We start from the raw sequence: 19,389 nt of genomic DNA, 5'->3' as shown, positions 1-19,389 counted from the left end.
GTTGGCAATTACTTTTCTCTTGGAAGATATTAACCCTTCCGCCCTCCGGGCACCATCCATAAATTAGGGAAGAAACTGCGGCCAAACCGTACCATTGCCCATTAGCTACGAGGAGGATTATTTTTTAAAATGAATGCGTATCAGATAGCAATAGCTACTGGCAACTGACAGCAGTTTGGGCGATGAGGGCCTTTTGGAAGATGCTCTTCTGAGTTTACGGTGCGCAGCATTCCGACGCAGGAGGAAAGGAAAGTTGAGCGGCCCGAGTGGCCAAACGGGGCCCGCTGGCCGGGAGGCTTCTTAGACCTGTAAAGACAGTTAGCACCTGCCCATTGAAAGATGTAATCTTTTAAAAGATATACAGATAAAACTGGCCATTTGTGGAATACCATTTAGGAGATTAGTTTATAGCAACCGCTATGGCTATCCAGAGGAAAAAACAAAAGCATGGGAAATATTCCAAGCTTTTGTTTTTAAATATATTTCCTATTACCTAAAGGTAAAATGCTAATCTTTTATTTCTTACCAGTAGCGCTCGGCACTACTTTCATGTTTCCTTTCATTACAAAATAATGACCCGGAAAGGTACAAACGTACGGGTAATCTCCTGCTTTGGGAGCAGTAAAATAAATGCTTTGGGAGGTTTCTGGTTGGAGCAGGCAAGTATTAAATAGCACATCTGGTGAGGGCGGCACGTAACCTAATTTAGAACCGTTGATGCCTAACTCCATAGCCATTTTTCCAACCGCCTCGGCCTTACCTTTTTTAACAATAACCAGGTTGTGCAGCATATCGTCGGTATTGTTGAAAACCAGTTTTACGCGGCTGCCTTCGGGTACTTCAAAATTTTCAATCGCGAATTTCAGGCCGGGTTTGGTGCCAATATTAATCGTTACTTCTGGGCCGTTTGTCCAATTGGCAGGCTGAACCGAAATATTTTTACTGTCATCTGGTCCGCAAGGAGAATTATCGTTAGTAGATGTGGAAGTTTTTTGAGCAGCTAACATAGCAGCGTGGTCGTGGTGGTTGGCGCCGCCACCCGGAATATTATTCAGGGTGTAATAAGCCACCGGGTGCAGCAGTTCTTCTCCGGCTTGGTTTTGCAAGCCTTTAATTTTTAGTTCATGGATATAGCCGGCCCGTAAGCCATTAACCATAATTTTTACCTTTTTTCCGTCGCCCGAGACAACGGCTTTGGAAACCGGCAAGCTTAATGTATTAATTATGGGGCTGCCGTAGGTGCGGTGGTAGGCATACGTAAAGCTGTTTAGCTGGTAATTGGCCAAACTGGCTGCCTGCATTTTGTTAATGGGTTGGGTAAATTCTATTTCAAAGCCATCTTTTTGCGCGCGGACGGCTTTCATTTCGAAAGGGGTTTTACCGTTGTAGGTTAGTCGTTGCAGGCCGTACAAATCTTTACCGGTGGATGCCCAGCCCCGGCTGGTCATGCCCACAAATAAAGAATTATCGCTACCCCAAGCCATGCGCAAAATGCCCGATGAAAAACCTTCGCGGAAAGGGAAGCAGGCGCCCTGGTATTCACCGTTAACTTTTTCCAGGAATACCCGCATTACTTTGCTGTGGCCTTGGTCGCCCACCAGCATTTGCCCTTTAAACGGACCAAAAGCATCATTATCAATATTCAGAATAGCTGATGTTGAAATACCCATAATAGTATGAGGAAACCAAACGGTGGGCAACTTTACTTTATCGTGTTTCTGGGCGAAATCATACATCAACCCAATGGAATCAGCGAACATCTCGGGCTTAAGCTGTAGCGGGGAATTAGGTTCGCCAGACCAGCGTAATCCTGCAGGATTGCCGGCAAAATCACCTAAGTTCAGTTGCGTTATACGACCCGATCCAATCCAGTCGCCCTGGTTTTCGGCGTAAAAAATATCGCCGGCGGCGTTCAGGCCAAAGCCGGCTGGGGAGCGAAGCCCGGTAGCAAAAGGCGACATTTCACCATTCTCGGTTATCTTCAGCATCCAGCCCCGCCATTTGGTTAAACTGGCACCCCGGCCTATCCACGATAGGTTCAAACTAACCAGCATATCGCCATTGGGCAAAAACAAGGGGCCGTAAGAATATTCGTGGTAATTGCCCGATAAAGGCCAGGCGTAAATCGTTTTAAATAAATCAGCTTTGCCGTCCTGGTCGGTATCGGTTATTTTGGTTAGCTCCGAACGGTGGGTGGTATAAAAGGCATTGTTGCGGTAGGCCAGGTACAAAGGTTCGTGCAAACCCGAGGCAAACCTGGTATATTTAGGCGTTTTTAGCTTTTTACCATACGGGTCTTCTATTACCCAGATTTCGCCGCGGCGGGTAGCTACGCCTAACTTGTCGTCGTGGGTAAAAGCCATGCCGCCAACCTCCAGCATCACACTATCGGGAATGGGTACATTTTTAATTCCGTAATATTTACTTTCCCGGGCGGCATCTCCTTGTTGGGCTTTAATTAATAGCGGCGATAAAGCAAAACTAAAAAATAGTAGCAGGTGGTGAAATCTTATTTTCATAAAAGGATTGGTCTACCAAATAATGGAATATTTAACCTGCGTACTGTTAGCACTGGCAGGTAGCGGTAATAACAATTGGGTCTGGCCATTGCTGGTCCGGAGAATGGGTTTGATATTGCCAGACTGGATATCTTCGAGGTAATAGCGTTTATTATCTACGGCATAATTCCCGTTTGGCAATAATTGGATATCGCCGCCACTAGCCAGCAGCAAGTAAATCGGCTCTCTGGTGTTGCCGGATTTCACGGTTAACTCCCGGGTTAAGCCTTCGTGGGCAGCGGTTGGGGCGATATAATCTTCTACCGAAACGTTGGCTATGTTATAAAAGAAGGCTGGTAACCCATTTGGCCGCAACTGATAACCTTTTTTTGCATAAGGACTGCTGTCGGGATGGACGGTGTCGGGCCAGGCGGCTTCCTGCCCACTTAAAGTAGTAATAGTGGGTAAACCGGAAAATTGTAATTCCGGACCTAAGGGTTGTGCCAGTTGTTTTTCCCCGCGTTCCACCCACATAAGCCCTACATCCAGGAAGTTGCCGTGCCAGGCGCTCAATGGAGTATACGCATTTAGGTCATAGGCAAAGTTTATACCGCCCGGCATGCCCACCGCCATCGCATAAGCATTCTTACCTTGCTGGTGCAGCATAAATCCGCGCTGGAGTATCGGTTCTTTTTTAACGGTTAACAAGAGGCTTTCCTGCCCCGAAACTTTTCGTTTAGAAGTAGGGGTGGTTAAAGTTGTCCAGGGAATATTTGGCCCTTCGTACCCCAGCACCAGGCTTTGATCGTGGTTCGAAAAAATAACCTTAAAAGGGTGTTTGCCGGCCGTTAAATTAGTGCTTCCGTAAAAAAAACGTTCAAAATCGCGGGTGCCTTTATTTTCTACCACTAATTTATTGTCCAGAAAAACCCAGGTTGGTCCGGCCGCTGCGACCCGAAATAAATAATCACCACTGCGTGGCGCCTCAACTTCGCCTTCTACAATTAAGAGTTCATCTTCGTCGCCCAACCGGTGCGATAGGGAGTCCGTTTGGCCGGATTTAATAGGGGCGGTAGTTGGTAATTTATTCAGTTCCCGGAAGCGGCCTTTGTGCAACTGGTACTGCATGGTTGATAATACCAGCCGCTGATCGGCGTAAGCTTTATATTCTAAATTTCTAAAAGCCGCCGGCCCGGAGCTGCCTAAGAGCATAAAGGGGCCGGTTGCTCTTTCCTTCGAATGAGGTGCATTGGCCGAAGGAGCCGGTAACGTAATATTTTGCTGCACTACTTTACCGTTTATAGCAACGGCTATCAGTTGGGCATTGGCAATTTTTTTGCCGGCGGCATCGAACCGGGGCGCTTTAAAACTAATGCGCAGGTGCTGCCATAAACCCGGTGCTTTGGTAGCATTCAGGGCCGGAGCCACGCCGCCGGTTGCCTGCGAAATACCACCACAATCGGTAGCGGTTAAATTGTTTTGCAGCCAGCTATCTTTTAGATTAATAATATACCGGCCTTGTAAAGCAATAGCTGCAGCGGTTCCTTTTGCTAATAAAAAATCCAGCTCCAGATCTAAATCGCCGTGCTGCAGTTTGGTTTGGATAGGGGTATTTTTCGGCTGCGGCTGCAATACCAGTATGCCCGTCCCTCTGCTAATTTCCAGGTGCTTATCCTTTTTACGGTCGGCAAAAACTTGGCCGGCCAGGCGCCATTGTTTTTTCTTAACCGGACTAAAAGCTTTTAAATCAGTGAGATGAATGGTTTGTGCCGGTAATTTTTCCTGGGAAACTGATTTGGCCAGGGCTTGGGCCAATCCTTTTTCCGGCGAAAGTATTCTGACCGCGAAAAAGGTTATGCAAATAAATAAGAAAAACTTTTGGCGCATGAGGGGCTAATTTATTTTGCCGTTTATAATCTCTCTATTGGGGTACAAGCAAACTGCCGAAAAATTTAAGCCAAAAAGGCATAACTATTCATCCAAATTTCAGCAGATTAAAAATAATAAAATAATTTATATATAAAAACTATTTTCATTATTAAAATAATATATTCAGTTGTTTGCCGCACTGCGGTTACTTTCGTTTTTATAAAATTATAGATAATTCTATAACACAGGTGAATCAATATCTTCTAAGCCAAAACCTATGTTGCTGTGTCGTATCGTTTCAAAATTGATATTAAATAGTTGATAATGGATTTTAAACTTTTAACTTTTAATTTAACCATCCTATTTCATTCTGAGGTTTTAAAAATAATGCTTAAATCGGCACTTTAACGCACAATATTTTACACCTAAATAATGAAGCAACTCAAATTTTTAATTTTCTTTTTCACGCTCTGGAGCACCCTGTTATCAGGGCTGGCCCAGGGATTTACCTGGCAGGAAGTAGCGCCGGGTGTTTGGAAGGGAGTGGCCGGCAAGCCGGAAGCCTATGATTTGCTAAAAGCGGCGGGCGCTACCCCTTACCAGGAAGGACTGGCTAAAATAGGGAAAGCGGCATTTCCCCTGCCTCTAGATCAGCTTTCGGCCATTGTAAAAGATCATAAAACTTACTTGCGGTTTCCGCTAGAAAAAAATGAACAGCTATACGGGTTTGGTTTAAATTTCCAGACTGTACACCAGCGGGGAAAAGTATTAGAACTGCACGTTGATCATTATGGTGGCCGCGATAATGGCCGCACCCACGCCCCAACCCCCTTTTATGTATCCTCTAACGGCTACGGCATATTTGTGAATTCGGCCCGGTACATTAAAGTTTGGGCAGGTACCGGGGTACGGCAAGACAGTGAAAATTTTCCGACACCCAAAGACCGCAATACCGATAAAACCTGGGCGGCCCGACCTTATTCCGATGCGGTAGAGATGCTGGTGCCGGCCGAAGGGGTAGAGGTTTACGTATTTGCCGGTCCGCGCCCCCTGGATGCCGTAAAACGATATAATTTATTTAATGGTGGGGGGTACCTGCCGCCGCGCTGGGGCCTGGGTTTTACCCAACGGGTTATGACCAAGTTTACGGCCGCCGAGGTAGAGCAGGAAGTTAATACTTTTGCCGAAAAAGGCTATCCGCTGGATTTTGTTGGGCTGGAACCGGGCTGGCAAAGCAAAGCTTATCCGGGTAGCTTTACCTGGGATAAAACCCGATTTCCGGACCCGGCAAAATTTACCCAGGCTATGCTGAAGAAAGGAATTCGCCTGAATTTATGGATAAACCCGTACGTATCGCCGGCCGCGCCTTTTTATGATCAGATAAAGCCTTTAACTGCATCGCATACGGTCTGGTTAGGATTGGTGCCAGATTTTACCCTACCTGAAGCCCGGCGGATTTTCTTTTCGCAGTTGCAACGAAACCAGGTAGACATTGGCGTGAGCGGGTATAAAATTGATGAAGTAGATGGCTATGATTATTGGTTATGGCCCGATGTGGCCCTATTTCCGTCGGGCACCAGCGCCGAGCAAATGCGCCAGACATATGGCTTGTTAACGATGCGCTACAGTGCCGAAATGTTTAAGAAACACAACCGGCGGACGTTTGGCCTGGTGCGGGCTTCAAACGGCGGCGGCACCTCTTTCCCGTATGTGCTTTATAACGATTATTACAACCACGAAGATTTTATTACAGCTTTGATTAACAGCGGCTTTGCCGGGGTGCTCTGGACGCCCGAAGTACGCGCTTCCAAAACCGGGGAAGAATGGTTGCGCCGCTTCCAGTCGAATGTGTTCTCGCCGATGGCCATGATTAACGCCTGGGCCAGCGGCACTAAGCCCTGGACCTACCCGGAAGTAGAAAAGCAAGTAAAGGAATACGCTTTGCTGCGGATGCAAATGATGCCTTACTGGTATACCGAATTTGCCAAATATCATTTTGAAGGCACGCCGCCATTTCGGGCCATGAACCTGGAAGACGGCTACCAACCCGATACTAAAACTGAAAAGGTTACCGCAGTTGCCAATAACAACCTGGAAGAAAATCCTTACCTGGAAGCGGTAGCCAAAGAAGTGAAGGACCAGTATATGGCCGGTGAATATTTGCTGGTAGCTCCCATGTTTGCCGGCCAGACCAGCCGCAAAGTTATTTTACCCAAAGGCCGCTGGTACGATTTTTATACCGGCGAATACGTGGGCAATGGCCAGGTACTAACCATTACACCCGGCTTAGATAAAATACCCGTGTTTGTTAAAGATGGCGGTATTATTCCGATGATGCCACCCTTGCTGCAGGCGCCCAAAGCTGGACAGAAAGTAAACCTGGAAATTCACCATTATGGCGAAAAGGACGGCGCTTACCGCTTGTACGATGATGACGGGGAAACTTTTGACTTTGAAAAAGGCCAGTTCACCTGGCGTAATATTAAAGTAAGCCGTCAGAAAAATGGCCAGTTTAAAGGCTCTATTTCAAAAGCCCCAACGGGTAAACCAAACTCCGTTGGCAAAGTTACCTGGAAGTTTATGACCACTAAATAATATTACCTGCTTAATATCTTTCTTTACCGAAGCGGAATTTTTATAATTTCGCTTCTGCAACCATTATCCGCCATGAACTCAAAATTAAAATTTACTTTTCTGTTACTACTGGTATTATTAGGAACCGGAACTGGCTGGTCGGGACCGGTAAAGCCAGCCAAAAGTTTACAAAAACAAGCTATTCAGGTTTTAAAATCACAAATATTAAATGAGGCGGCCTGGGCTTTGCAACAGCAACCTGTTACGGTAACGGCCAGTGTATCGCCCCGTAGTAGCGGTACCGCCCACGATTTTTTCTCCGAAGGTGATTATTGGTGGCCGGATCCGCAAAACCCGGAAGGCCCGTATATTCAGAAGGACGGCATGACCAATCCGGAAAATTTTGTAGCGCACCGTCTCGCCATGATTCGATTCAGTCGCATTGTGAGTGCGCTGGCCTCGGCCTATAAAATTACGAACGACAAAAAATACGTGCGCCATGCTCTGGTGCACCTCAAAGCTTGGTTTACGAATCCGGCTACGCTGATGAACCCATCTTTGTTGTATGCCCAAGCCATTAAAGGCCGCCACACGGGGCGCGGCATTGGCATTATCGATACCATTCACCTGATGGAAGTAGCCCAGGGCATTATGGTAATGCAAAACGCCAAAGCTTTTGCGGCGGCCGATCTGGCTGGTTTCAAAAATTGGTTTTCCCAATACCTGACCTGGCTCACTACGCACCAGTACGGTAAAGACGAAATGAACGCCAAAAACAACCATGGTACTTGCTGGGTAATGCAGGTCGCCGCTTTTGCCCGACTAACCGGCAACGAGGAAATTCTGAAATTTTGCCGGGAACGCTACAAAACAATTTTATTGCCCGACCAAATGGGGCCGGACGGCTCTTTCCCGCTCGAACTCCGCCGCACCAAGCCCTATGGTTATTCTATGTTCAACCTCGATGCCATGACCATGGTTTGCCAGATTCTTTCGACGGAAAAAGATAATTTGTGGACTTACGAAACCCCGGATGGGCGCTCGATTAAAAAAGGGTTAGCGTATTTGCACCCGTATGTGGCGGATAAAAGCAAATGGCCTTTTCAGCAGGATGTAATGTACTGGGAGAACTGGCCGGTTGCGCAGCCTTTCCTGATTTTTGGGGCCGTTCGGTTCCAAAATAAATACTGGTTCAACACCTGGAAAAAACTGGACCACCATCCGCAGGTAGAAGAAGTAGTGCGCAATTTGCCTATCCGCAACCCAGTTATTTGGTTTTGAGGAAACAGGTTCACCTGTTTATATCTTAACCCCAGTGGAAAATTTATTTTTAATTTTTTATTTTTTTTAAAGCAGCGTGCCGGAATTAATTCTGGCACACTGCTTTAAAAGAATATTCTAAGGCTCTCAAAATCTTTGTAAACATAATGGAGAATTGATTTACATGGCCCACTCAGGCATTTACTAATTTCTCAATATCAAACTTCTTCATTTGCATAAAAGCTTGCATTACCCGAGGTGCTTTATCCGAATCAGTCATAAGCTTGCCTAAAATAGCGGGCACAATTTGCCACGATATACCATATTGGTCCTTCAGCCACCCGCACCTGTCTTCTTTTCCTCCTTCGGTGAGCTTACCCCAGTAATAATCAATTTCTTCCTGGGTTCTACAATTTATTACCAAAGAAATGCCTTCGTTAAAGTTAAAGGCATGCGACCTGGAACTATCCATGGCCATAAACACCTGGTCTCCTAATTTAAATTGCGCATGTTTTACATTGCCTGCGATTTCATTATCATTAGCATCGTATTTTAAAATGCCTACTACCGATGAATTGTCGAACACCGAGGTATAGAAATGAATAGCTTGTTCGGCTTTGCCGGTTTGCTGGCCGGTAAACATAAGGCAGGGCGTAAATTTCTGTCCTACTTCCGCTAATTTACCCAGCGATAATTGCCAGCTAATGCCGTACATATCCTGCACCCAACCGTATTTTTCGCTCCAGGGGTATTGGTCTAAGGCCATCAACACAGAACCGCCTTTCGATAACTTTTTCCAGGCATTTTCGACTTCTTCCGGAGTTTCGCAAACCACAAAAAAGGAAATAGAGGGATTGGGTACATGCGCTGGCCCACCGTTTAGCCCCATAAATTTCTGACCGGCTAACGAAAAGTTTACCACCATTGGCGTGTTAACTGTAATTTTTGCGTTCGGAAAAACAGAACAATATAATTCGGCGGCCTCTTTGGCATTCCCATTAAACCAGAGGCAAGGATATATTTCGTTAGTCATTTTTTAAACTTTTTGGTTCTGAAGGTTAGTTTTATGGCTGCTAAAGCCTACAATAGTTTGGGCAGTGAACTTTTATTCAATTCGTGCAGGTGCAAAATTTCTTTATGGGTGGATTGTAGTGGTTGTTAGCTGCTGGTGATACCTTTAGAAAGGCATTACTTCTTTTGGTCACAGTTAAACATCCACTGTACCCCAAATTTATCCTGGCAACTGCCATAATAATCCCCCCAGAACATATCCTGCAATTCCTGTTCTACTTGGCCACCCTCCGAAAGGGCATTAAATAAGCGTTCGGTTTCTTCGCGGGTATCGGGTTGCAGGGTAATATAAACATTATTGCCTTTAGTTAACCGAAAGCCCATAGATTCGGGCGCGTCGATTCCCATGATTACATGGCCACCCAGAATAGGCAAGGCTACATTCATCACCAGGTTTTTATCAGCTTCTGGTATGGGCGGCATATCATTAGAAGGTGGAATATCGCCGAAGCGGGAAATACCTCCTATAAACTCGGTGCCGAATACCGTTTTGTAAAAATTAAAGGCTTCTTCGGTTTGGTTGGTAAAGTTTAGATACGTGCTTACTTTTGCCATCATTGAAATATTTTTTGGTTTTTAATTCCATTTTCCGTCTTCGCAAATTTCTTTAAGTTTTTGCAAAGCTTGCGGCCAGGTTTGGGTAAAATAATCTTTGTATTCTTGGTTAACATCCAAATCTACTAATAGCAAGGTTTGCCCGTTTGCTTCCTTAAAAGTATAATTCTCCAAAGCTCCTGCCCAACCCTTTACTTCCGCACCACTCGTAATTTCCTCCTCATTACGAACCATGCCTAAATGTTCGATGCTAACAAATTGATTGGGAATATTTTCTTTAATTCTGCTTATCATGCCTTCGGTATTGCCATCTTTGTCTACTCCTAAGAACAAGATTTTAGCGCCTTTTTCCCAGGAGCCTTTATAATGCGACGTCGGGTTGAATACGGCTGTCCAGGCAGCATAATATTTTTCATTCAACATGGTGCGATAAACTTGTTCTGCATTGGCCTGGATGTTGATTTCGAAATGCAAATTTTCAAATTTGTTTGAAGCTTCTACATAGTTTTTGAAATTGTTCAGGATTGCTTGCCAGCCGGCTTGTTGCATCTCAGGCGAGTGGTTGGTTTCTGCATCAAAAGTTTCAATTACAGTTGTTTCCGGACCGTTGCCTTCAAATAATATCTGCACTTTTCTACCGTCTTCCATGGTGTAACTGATTTGCTGGTGCTCCTGAACTTCAGTATAGTTACCGGTAAAATCAAACCCGAAACTGCCATCTTTCGCTTCCATGCGCGAGAGAAAGGCGCCACCTACCCGTAAATCATTTTCTGCGCGTGGGGTATGCCAATCGTCAGAAGCCTGATTCCATTGGGTGATGTGGCGGGGTTCGGTCCAGTACTGCCAAACTTTTTCTACCGGCGCCTGAATGGTGGTTTCTACTTTAATGCTGGTGCTGTTAGTTGTTTCCATCGTTATTATCTTTGATAGTGTTAGTGCCTGATTGACATCTTAATAGCACAAATATAGCGGGAACAGACGGAACACAGCAGGGGCAATAATGACAAAAAGAAGGGTTAATTGCGACAAAATAAATTGTGGCAGAAAACCCTCCTCAGGTGTTTAATAGAGCTGACACTTCTGGAGGTGGATTATTAAATAATATCATTGGAAAACCTAAAAGCAACCATATTTCAGGATCAGGAGGCCCTATTCTTTGTACCATTACTTTTCTTTTAAATTTTACCGACAGCCAGCGTTAGTAGAATAAAAGCAGGAGCCATAAAAGATCAGATTTAGGTATTAAAAGCTTTTATTCCAGGCTGCTCAATTTGGTAATAAATTCGGTAGGTGTACTGGCCGGAATGCCATCCCATTGTTTCAGCACGTTGCCATTTGCATCTAATAACAAGGTAAGCGGGAAAGCACCTATTTGGTTGTATTTTTTTTTCAGGGCTTCATTTAAAGCTTGCTGCTCTTTAGCCAACTGATTTTTTTTTGGCGCGGGAAGTCGGCTTTTACCAGTACCAGTTTATCAGCTGCATATTTCTTGAACGCTTCGGTTTCAAATATTCCTCTTTCTAACTTAATGCAGGGCACGCACCAATCCGATCCGGAAAAATTAAGCAGTATAAGTTTTTGTTTTGCTTTAGCTTCAGTTTTTGCCTTTTCTAAATTAGTTAGCCAAGTAGGTGTTATTAGCGATAAAAAAGAGGTTAATAGAACAAATATAAATTTCATGTTTAAGGCCAGCCAAGTTTTATTGGCAAAATTTTAATGGTTATAATTTGTATTAATTAAATCGGGTATTTTAAATTCTTTTGGGAGGAACAGGAAAGTACCATTTTGTATTTTTTAAATGCCTTGCGTAGCCTTATATTTACTAATTCTGTTGTTTATTTCCTGATCTTTTACCGCTATGTTCTGGAAAAAATCAAATGCTTTCCTGGAGATAAAAGCATTTTCATTCAGCAATAATTCCGAAATACTAAGCAAGGTTTCTTTATTTAAGTTTTTATGCTGTTTAAAAACATCTAACACCCGGCTTAATATTTCACCGTTCAGTTGATTTAAACTTTTAGCTAAGTTTGCTTTTACCTGGTTATCTAATTCCGGCGCTTGTTTTAGTTTATCGATGATCAGTTTTTTTAAGCTGTAATCAGTCGAATAGAATTTATCGAGTAGTAAAAGTTGCAAAGTTTTGGAGCCTAGATCCTTTTTGTTGATGGCGTTTACGGCTCTTTCGGCGAGGCTGAAATTTTTATCATCTATTAATGCTACAACTTTGTTTTGCAACTCCGGCGTTAGTTCTACATAGCCGTTGATGTGGTTTAAGGCCCACATTTTGTCTTTTTCGTCCGGACTGGCTAAGATTTCCTTCATCAGGGTGGGCGTGAGCGCTTTTAAGGTGGCATTCCGGACTTCGGTTTGCGTACGGCCGTAAATAAAATGCCATAACTTATAGGTGGTATAGGCCGCCCCCTGCACAATATGTTCGGCAACCAAGGGCGGGATGGGTGAGGTGGTGGCATCTACGCCCGGGCTGTTTTTAGGCGGTTGTAGCGTTAGTTGCTCGTAAGTAAAAGTGCCCATCGGCGAGTTGGGATCGGCTAAAACCTGGTTTAATTTTTTATACTCACCAGGCTGGAAAGGATCGTGGTCGGTTTTACTCAAATATTCACCATCGGGCATTTCAAAACCCAGGTACCGGCCTGTAATGTTCCAGTAGAGTACAATATCCAACAACCGGCATTTGTCATCGAAGCAGACGCTGGCTTGGATTTTACGGAAATATGATACCGGGTAATTTTCTTTTGATCTAATTTGAAACAACGTATCGTTAAAAGTAGAATCCTGAAAATCTACGATAATAGGTACTATCTTATGGGGTTTAAAGGACACCGTTTGGGTTTGGAAATACCTGATTTTGCCTTTATTTTGAAACCCACAGAGCAACAGGAACCACACCAGTATAACCGTGAATGCCCGCTTGTTGCTGATTTTATTATTCATTTTTTATAGTACGTTCTTGCTATTATTTCAAACCCAAAAGCTAAAATTAAGGTACAATTCCGCCGTGCTCCTGAATTAATTTGCGGATATCGCGCATGGGCACCTCGTGGGGCGTTTTGTTACTTTTATGGGCCAAAACGGCTACGGCGCCGGCCGCCTGTCCCATTCCCATACACGAAGCTTGTACCCGTAAGGCCGAATTGGCCAAACGATCGCTGCTGATGCTTCGGCCCGCCACCATAAAATTGCGGCTGTTTCGGGGTATTAAGGCGCGTAAAGGAATGGTGGGTATGGTGCCTTTATTTAACTGATTGGGAACCACGCCGTGTTCGTCGTGTAAATCAATGGGGTAATAAGAGTAAGAAACCGCATCGTCGTATTTTTTGCCGGTTACGTAATCTTCCTGCGTTATTTTATATAAGCCGTCTATTCTAAAAGTTTCGCGTACGGCCGTTTCTTGCTGCATGTCAACAATTTTCATTTTTTCGCAACCAGGTAAGGTTCTTAAAAAACGCAGGTGTTTTATTAAGGAAGCTCTGCCTTTAATATTGGCCAAGGTATGGGTTTCGGAGGTAGTAGAATCGGCGCCGGCAATATGCTGATTGTTATCGCCTTTATGCTGAAGTAAAGCTATAATATTACCCTTAAAATCAGGTTTGCTCAATTCTCCTTTTTTTATGGCCTGCAAATAGGCCTCCTGAATCTGCTTCTTATCGAGCGCGTCAAAATCGTAACCACCTAATTCAAAATTAAGGGTACCGGGTTGAGTTTCGGCCTCCCTTAGCAACGGGAAACCGGCAATAGAAGCCGCGTAGGCATTGCCGGTGCAATCAATTAGCTGGTTACAGGTTATTTCGGTGCTGGTTCCTTTTCCTACGGTTTGCACCACCCAATTATTGTTTTTAAACGAGCAACTGATGGGGGTTTCGTAAAACCGAATCTTAACGCCGGCATTCAGGCATTTTTCTTCGGCCAGAATGGTATATACCGCTTTATTAACCCGGACCTGGTGCTTCCAATGCTGTTTGCCGTGCGGAACCGAAAAATCGGGCAAAACATCGTCGTTAAACGCTACTGCCTCCTGCACCAGTTCCCAGCCAATACCCCCAATTACTTGCTTGCCCCAGGCGAAAAATATTCCCGGAAAATTAACCCCGCCGGTAGTTGTGGTACCGCCTAATTGGCTGCCATTTTCTACCAATATAACCTTGGCCCCGGCTCTGCCGGCCTGAATGGCCGCAATAACACCAGCCGTACCGCCGCCTATAACCAATACATCGGTTTGAAGTTTCTGGGCTTTTACCTGGTAAGGTTGGCTTAATCTTTCTCCGTGCAATAAATTGGGGGTAACAGCTCCTACGGAGGCCAAACCAATTGATTTAAGAAGCGTTCTTCTGTTAATATTTGTCATAAAAGATATAGCTTAAACTTATAAGTTAGGGCTCTTTATTTTAATTCTTATTTGCTTTGCCCGCTTTAAAAAATAACCTGCTTTGAATTTTTTAATAGCCTGGATTTTGGTCTTGGGTAGCATTTAAGGCAGTATTAAAACTTAATTCATCAAGCGGAATGGGCCATAAATAATGCGCCTCAGCTATGGTTTTGCCTTTGCCTTTTAAAATGGCTTCCTGGGCTTTTCCGGTTCGTTTTAAATCCAGCCAGCGTTTGCCTTCAAAAATAAATTCATAAGCCCGTTCCTGTAATACCAGGTCCTGAAAGGTTTGGGCGGTATAATCTTCCCGTTTAAAATCTATGGCCGCAGGTTGGGTAGGGTTCTGACCATAGGCCCGGCGGTGCACCTGGTTCAGCGCCTCCACGGCTTCCGGGGTTGGGCCCTTATCGGCCTGGCTGGCGGCCTCCGCAAAAATTAACAATACTTCGGCGTAGCGGTAAATAGGTAAATCGTTGCCGGCATCGTTCTGACTAACAGCGGCCGGTTCTACGTACTTGCTGCTCACCAGGGTAGTAGCGCCCAAACCAAAGTTTACCACATCCCACAGCGATTTCCGGATATCCTGATCATCCTAGGCTTTGTAAAACGGGGTGTTTTGATCGGAATAATGGGCATAAGCGCCGCCAAAATTGAAAAGTTTGGTGTTGGGGTGGTTTAAGATCCAAAGCATAAAATTGCCTTGGCCCACCTGGCGCGCATATTTAAAATAAAATATTTCTTCGGGGGTAGTCAGCAAATCGGGGCCAAAAAGCTTTAGCTGAAAATCTTCTTTTTTGGTTACGGGTACCAAAGAATATTTATTTGCTTTAATTACTTCGTTGGCTTTGTCGCGGGCTTCGGGGTAGCGCTTCAGGGTTAAATAGACCTCGGCCAGCATGGTTTTGGCGGCTAATTTAGTTGGCCGGCCAACATGCTTGGGTTCATCCGGTAAGTTCTTTTCGGCTTCTGCTAAATCAGCCAGAATAAGCTCGTAAACTTCCGGTACAGTGCTTCTTTTAACGCCTATTTCGGTATAATTACTTTCGGTCCGAATGGGTACGCCGCCCCAGTTGCGCACCAAATCAAAATAACTTAAAGCCCGCAGAAACTTAGCTTCCGCTACGTATTTAGCAATATCTGCCTCATTAATATTTTTACCGTTGGGGGCATTACTTATTACCAGATTGGCATTCCGGATGGCCTGGTAAAAAGAGTTCCAACGAGCAGTAGCCGCATTCATGTTACCTGAGTTTAAACCCGCAAAGTCGTTGTACTGGGCCCGGCTGCCGCGGCCGTAACCCCAATCGGTATGGGCATCCAGCACGGCAATTTGCTCCGCCCGCGTAGAACGCAAAGGACTGTATATGGCATTGGTGGCGGTTTCTACTTCCTCGGCGGTGTTGTAAAAATTTTCTACCGCAACGGTTTTAGGCGCTTCTTGTAACTCATCTTCGCAAGCCGGTAAGGTAAAAAGCACAGAAAGTGTTAAAAGGCCATAAGCCGCTCTTTTTAAACTTCTTCCCGGTTTAGCCGAAATTATATTTAGCATTTTCATTTCCTCTCGCTTTAAATAATATTTTATCTGTTTCGCTAATACCCAAAGAATTAAAAACCAATCCGGATACCGGCGGTAACCACTTTGGAAATGGGGTAGCTGTAATAATCGATACCGGCGCCGCGGGAGTTAATTTCGGGGTCCCACCAGGAATATTTGGTCCAGGTAACTAAGTTTTGCCCGCTCACACTTACCTGGGCATTTTTAATCCAGCCCAAGCTAAACTTCTCGATGGGGAGGTTGTAGGCTAACTGAATATTCCGGAGGCGCAAATACGAGCCGTCTTCTATCCAGCGGTCGGATGCCCGGGCGGAAGTGGTACGGCTGATGATGGGATATTTGGCATTAGGATTTTCCGGGGTCCAATGATTTTGAAATACTTCGCGGGGCATGTTCAATCCTTGGCCGTAATCGAGGGTGCTGGGAATGGCGCTTACATTAAAAATATCGTTGCCGTAAGAACCCTGGAAGAAGGCGGTTAACTCAAAATTGTTAAACGACATGTTTGAGTTCAGGCCGTAAATAAATTTAGGATTCGGGTTGCCGATGTAGGTTTTATCGTCCGCCGAAATGGCGCCATCGTTGTTTAAATCTTTAAATTTAATTTGTCCTTTATCGGTATAGCCATCTTCCTGGTAGCCCCAAAACTGGCCAATGGGTCGTCCTTCACGCAGAATGGTAAGATTATCGGATAATACCAGCACATTAATAGAGGTGCCTAAAATATCTTTGCCATCGTTTAAGCTAACCACCTTGTTGCGGTTAAAGGAAATATTCCCGAACAAATCCCAGTTAAATTTGCCCTGAATGGCTTTTGCTTCCAGCCCTAATTCCAGCCCCTTGTTTTGTACTTCGCCTACGTTCCGGATGGTGGTGGTAAAGCTCAAAGAATTAGGTAGCCGCACGGTATTTAATAAATCGCGGGTATTTTTAATGTAATAATCGGTAGTCAGGTATAAACGGTTCTCCAGAATACCTAAATCGAAACCAAAATTTATTTGCTCGGTGGTTTCCCATTTTAAATTACCGGGTAAAACCGTGCTGGGGGCAAAAGTGGTGTACAGCGAATTGCCAAAAACGGTATTGCCGGATGATAATTGATTTAGCGTGGTGTATGGGCTAATGGCCTGGCTACCGGTTAATCCCCAACTGGCGCGTACTTTCAGGTCCGAGAAAATATTGCTGGATTTCAGGAATTCTTCTTCCGAAGCCCGCCAGGCCAGGGCCGCAGAAGGGAAACTGCCCCACTTTTTACCGTCGCTGTACCGTGAAGAACCATCGGTACGGAAACTTACAGTAAGTAAATATTTATTGTTGAAGGAATAATTAAGCCGGCCTAAATACGATAATAAAACTGATTTGGCATAGCCGGAATTTGCAATTCCGGGCGTAGCCGCAGCTTCCAGGTTATAGGTTTCAAAAGCATCGCTCAGGAAACCGGTACCGCTACCCGATAAAGAAGTGGTTAAAAAATCCTGGTAGGTAAAACCCGCTACCGCCGAAATCTGGTGATCTTCGTTCAGCGTTTTTAGGTAGCTGATGGTGTTTTCACTTAATAAACTGGTAAATTGGCTGGTGCTTACACTGGCGCGGCCTTCGGAGTTTAAGAATTTGCGGGTGGTGTAATTATCGGTGCGGTCGTCGCGGTTTTCTATGCCCCCGGATATTTTAACTGTTAGTTCCGGAATGGGATTAAACAAAAGCGAGGCATTGGTTAATAAGACATTAGCTTTTATGGTATTAAATTGCTCATTAATATAATTCAGCGGGTTTCTGATATCAACTGCTACAAAAGGATAATCCTGCGACAAGATGGAGTAAGAACCATCTTCGCGGTAAGGAGTAGAAATGGGCGCGGCCGAAATAGCTGCCCCAATCATAGAATTACCCCGCGAGCCGCCTTCGCTATCTTTTCTTTCGGTAGCTAAACGGCTGGCATTATTAGAAAAATTTATTTGAAATTTATCGCTGATCTTGTGATTGATCTTGGTGCTTAAGGCGTAGCGGTTATAATCGCTGCCTTTAATAATACCTTCCTGGCCCAAATAACTGCCGGTTACGGAAAACTGCGTTTTCTCATTGCCACCGTTTACGCTTAATGACGAAGAAGCCATGGGCGCTTTCTGAAAAACCACGTCCTGCCAATCGGTGCCTTCGCCAAAATTATTTATTTGTTCCTGGGTAAAATACAGGGCAATTTTATCGTTGGCAGCCTGCAGGTTATTCAGCATGGCGTACTCTTGCCCATTCATTAATTCCAGCTTCTTGCGTAAAGTCTGCATGCTGTAAGTGGTTTCATACTCTACGCGGGTCTGGCCGGCTTTACCTTGTTTGGTGGTAATCAGTACCACCCCATTGGCACCCCTGGAGCCATAGATAGCCGTGGCCGAAGCATCTTTCAGCACTTCTATGCTTTCAATATCGGCGTTGTTTAAATTGGTGGGATTGCCCGAAAAAGGAAATCCGTCTATCACATAAAGCGGTTCGTTGCCGCCCTGGATAGAATTAGTACCTCTGATCCGGACATTTAAGCCGGCCCCCGGCGCCCCTGTTGTTTGCAGCACCTGTACGCCGCTGGCCCGGCCCGAAATGGCCTGTAAAACATTATTGGTGGGGAAAGAGCGGATTTCCTGTGTTTTAACCTGCGATAATGACCCCGTTAAATCACTTTTCTTCACTACGCCATAGCCTACCACCACTACTTCGTCCAGGGCTTTGGCATCGGGCGCCATCTGGATGGAAAGGTTGGCCTGGCCGTTTACGGGCACTTCCTGCGAAGAAAACCCAATAAAAGAGAATATTAAAATACTGTTTCTCTGGGGCACCGATAAAGTAAAAGTACCGTCAGAATTGGTAGTTGTGCCAAGGGTTGTGCCTTTGACCAAAACGCTTACCCCGGGTAAACCGGTACCGCTTTCGTCGGTTACTTTGCCGTTAACGGAGAAATCAGCCGCTATAATAGTTGTGTTTACGGAGTTATGGGGGCTTACTTGCGTGTTGGTTTTACTTTGGGGCTTACCCTTTTCGGGTTGACTTAAGATTAAAAATAAATTATTATTAATTTTTTCAACCTTCAGGTTTAAAGGATTTAAAAGTTCGTTCAATGTTTTTGCCAGATTCGTTATCCGGCCAGCCGGAAGCTGTATTACTTTATCGGTAACGAGCGCTTCTTCGTAGGCGAAATTTACTTTGTACTGCGATTCCAGTTGTGAAAGAATTTTCTGGAGGGATTGGGCTGCCTGGGATTTATTTTGCGGTGTGTTCGCTTCAGGTTTCGAAAGTGCTAATTCCTGGCCCTGTATATGGCCGTGAGAAAAAAGTACTATCGCACATACCCATAAGGCAAGTTTGTAGCTGTTTTTCATAAAAGTGGTGGATAAAAGTTTATAAAAAGTTTGTTTTAACGCAGCAAAATTTAGAGCCTGGCAGCTAACGCACTTCCTTTCTATGAAGAGCTTACCACACAAGCCTTAATCGTAAGTATTTCCTTATAGGAAAATATCAGCTCAAATATTTTAGAGCTTAAATTTGGTTGTGTAGCTATAAAGAGAGAGTGAGGTATTGTTTGTACTCTTCACTCAGGATAAATTTTTTTAATTTTTATCCTGAATGAAGGGAACAAG

Annotated in this window: 14 protein-coding genes; 2 read left to right on the top strand and 12 right to left on the bottom strand. The window is 44.7% G+C overall.

Translation table 11 applies throughout. The features are described 5' to 3' along the window. Positions 1-515 precede the first annotated feature (515 nt). Both AAE02nite_RS10245 and AAE02nite_RS10240 read right to left on the bottom strand, forming a co-directional pair. The gene (locus AAE02nite_RS10245; protein WP_146897635.1) at positions 516-2,519 is read right to left on the bottom strand and encodes a plastocyanin/azurin family copper-binding protein; all 2,004 of its coding nucleotides are present in this window, start codon (positions 2,517-2,519) and stop codon (positions 516-518) included. Positions 2,520-2,531: 12 nt separating this feature from the next. Beyond that, positions 2,532-4,385: a 3-keto-alpha-glucoside-1,2-lyase-like domain-containing protein gene (locus AAE02nite_RS10240; protein WP_146897634.1), complete on the bottom strand. Its 1,854-nt coding sequence runs from the start codon at positions 4,383-4,385 to the stop codon at positions 2,532-2,534. A 414-nt stretch (positions 4,386-4,799) separates the two neighbouring features. Between AAE02nite_RS10240 and AAE02nite_RS10235 the strand changes: the two genes are divergently transcribed. Both AAE02nite_RS10235 and AAE02nite_RS10230 read left to right on the top strand, forming a co-directional pair. Continuing rightward, complete coding sequence (locus AAE02nite_RS10235) at positions 4,800-6,962, top strand: glycoside hydrolase family 31 protein (protein ID WP_146897633.1); 2,163 nt, start codon at positions 4,800-4,802, stop codon at positions 6,960-6,962. Positions 6,963-7,034: 72 nt separating this feature from the next. Further along, positions 7,035-8,222 carry an alginate lyase family protein gene (locus tag AAE02nite_RS10230; RefSeq protein ID WP_146897632.1) on the top strand — a complete coding sequence of 396 codons (1,188 nt, stop codon included), beginning with the start codon at positions 7,035-7,037 and terminating at the stop codon, positions 8,220-8,222. 172 nt (positions 8,223-8,394) lie between these two features. On the opposite strand, the gene AAE02nite_RS10225 is transcribed toward AAE02nite_RS10230, so the two are convergent. The 10 genes from AAE02nite_RS10225 to AAE02nite_RS10190 form a co-directional block, all read right to left on the bottom strand. Further along, positions 8,395-9,234 carry a VOC family protein gene (locus AAE02nite_RS10225; protein ID WP_146897631.1) on the bottom strand — a complete coding sequence of 280 codons (840 nt, stop codon included), beginning with the start codon at positions 9,232-9,234 and terminating at the stop codon, positions 8,395-8,397. A gap of 155 nt (positions 9,235-9,389) precedes the next feature. Next, positions 9,390-9,830, bottom strand: coding sequence for a VOC family protein (locus AAE02nite_RS10220; protein WP_246150934.1), 441 nt, complete (start codon positions 9,828-9,830; stop codon positions 9,390-9,392). Between the two features lie 18 nt (positions 9,831-9,848). Beyond that, the gene (locus tag AAE02nite_RS26945; RefSeq protein WP_146897630.1) at positions 9,849-10,739 is read right to left on the bottom strand and encodes an SRPBCC family protein; all 891 of its coding nucleotides are present in this window, start codon (positions 10,737-10,739) and stop codon (positions 9,849-9,851) included. Between the two features lie 340 nt (positions 10,740-11,079). Next, entirely contained in the window at positions 11,080-11,253 is a 174-nt protein-coding gene (locus AAE02nite_RS26940) for a hypothetical protein (RefSeq protein ID WP_307725533.1), read from the bottom strand. Continuing rightward, positions 11,229-11,507 carry a thioredoxin family protein gene (locus AAE02nite_RS10210; RefSeq protein ID WP_307725532.1) on the bottom strand — a complete coding sequence of 93 codons (279 nt, stop codon included), beginning with the start codon at positions 11,505-11,507 and terminating at the stop codon, positions 11,229-11,231. The genes AAE02nite_RS26940 and AAE02nite_RS10210 overlap by 25 nt, the downstream gene beginning before the upstream one ends. A 114-nt stretch (positions 11,508-11,621) precedes the next feature. Beyond that, positions 11,622-12,779, bottom strand: coding sequence for a hypothetical protein (locus tag AAE02nite_RS10205; RefSeq protein ID WP_146897629.1), 1,158 nt, complete (start codon positions 12,777-12,779; stop codon positions 11,622-11,624). A gap of 46 nt (positions 12,780-12,825) precedes the next feature. Further along, complete coding sequence (locus AAE02nite_RS10200) at positions 12,826-14,190, bottom strand: FAD-dependent oxidoreductase (protein WP_146897628.1); 1,365 nt, start codon at positions 14,188-14,190, stop codon at positions 12,826-12,828. 91 nt (positions 14,191-14,281) lie between these two features. Beyond that, positions 14,282-14,770, bottom strand: a complete 489-nt coding sequence (locus AAE02nite_RS26935) for a RagB/SusD family nutrient uptake outer membrane protein (protein ID WP_307725531.1) — start codon at positions 14,768-14,770, stop codon at positions 14,282-14,284. Between the two features lie 33 nt (positions 14,771-14,803). Next, the gene (locus tag AAE02nite_RS26930) at positions 14,804-15,766 is read right to left on the bottom strand and encodes a RagB/SusD family nutrient uptake outer membrane protein (RefSeq protein ID WP_307725530.1); all 963 of its coding nucleotides are present in this window, start codon (positions 15,764-15,766) and stop codon (positions 14,804-14,806) included. 50 nt (positions 15,767-15,816) lie between these two features. Beyond that, positions 15,817-19,131, bottom strand: a complete 3,315-nt coding sequence (locus AAE02nite_RS10190; protein WP_146897627.1) for a SusC/RagA family TonB-linked outer membrane protein — start codon at positions 19,129-19,131, stop codon at positions 15,817-15,819. Between the last annotated feature and the right edge of the window lie 258 nt (positions 19,132-19,389).

Origin of the sequence: Adhaeribacter aerolatus (assembly GCF_007991635.1) — a bacterium.
GTDB classification, from domain to species: domain Bacteria; phylum Bacteroidota; class Bacteroidia; order Cytophagales; family Hymenobacteraceae; genus Adhaeribacter; species Adhaeribacter aerolatus.
This window is presented reverse-complemented; position numbering and strand designations above follow the sequence as displayed.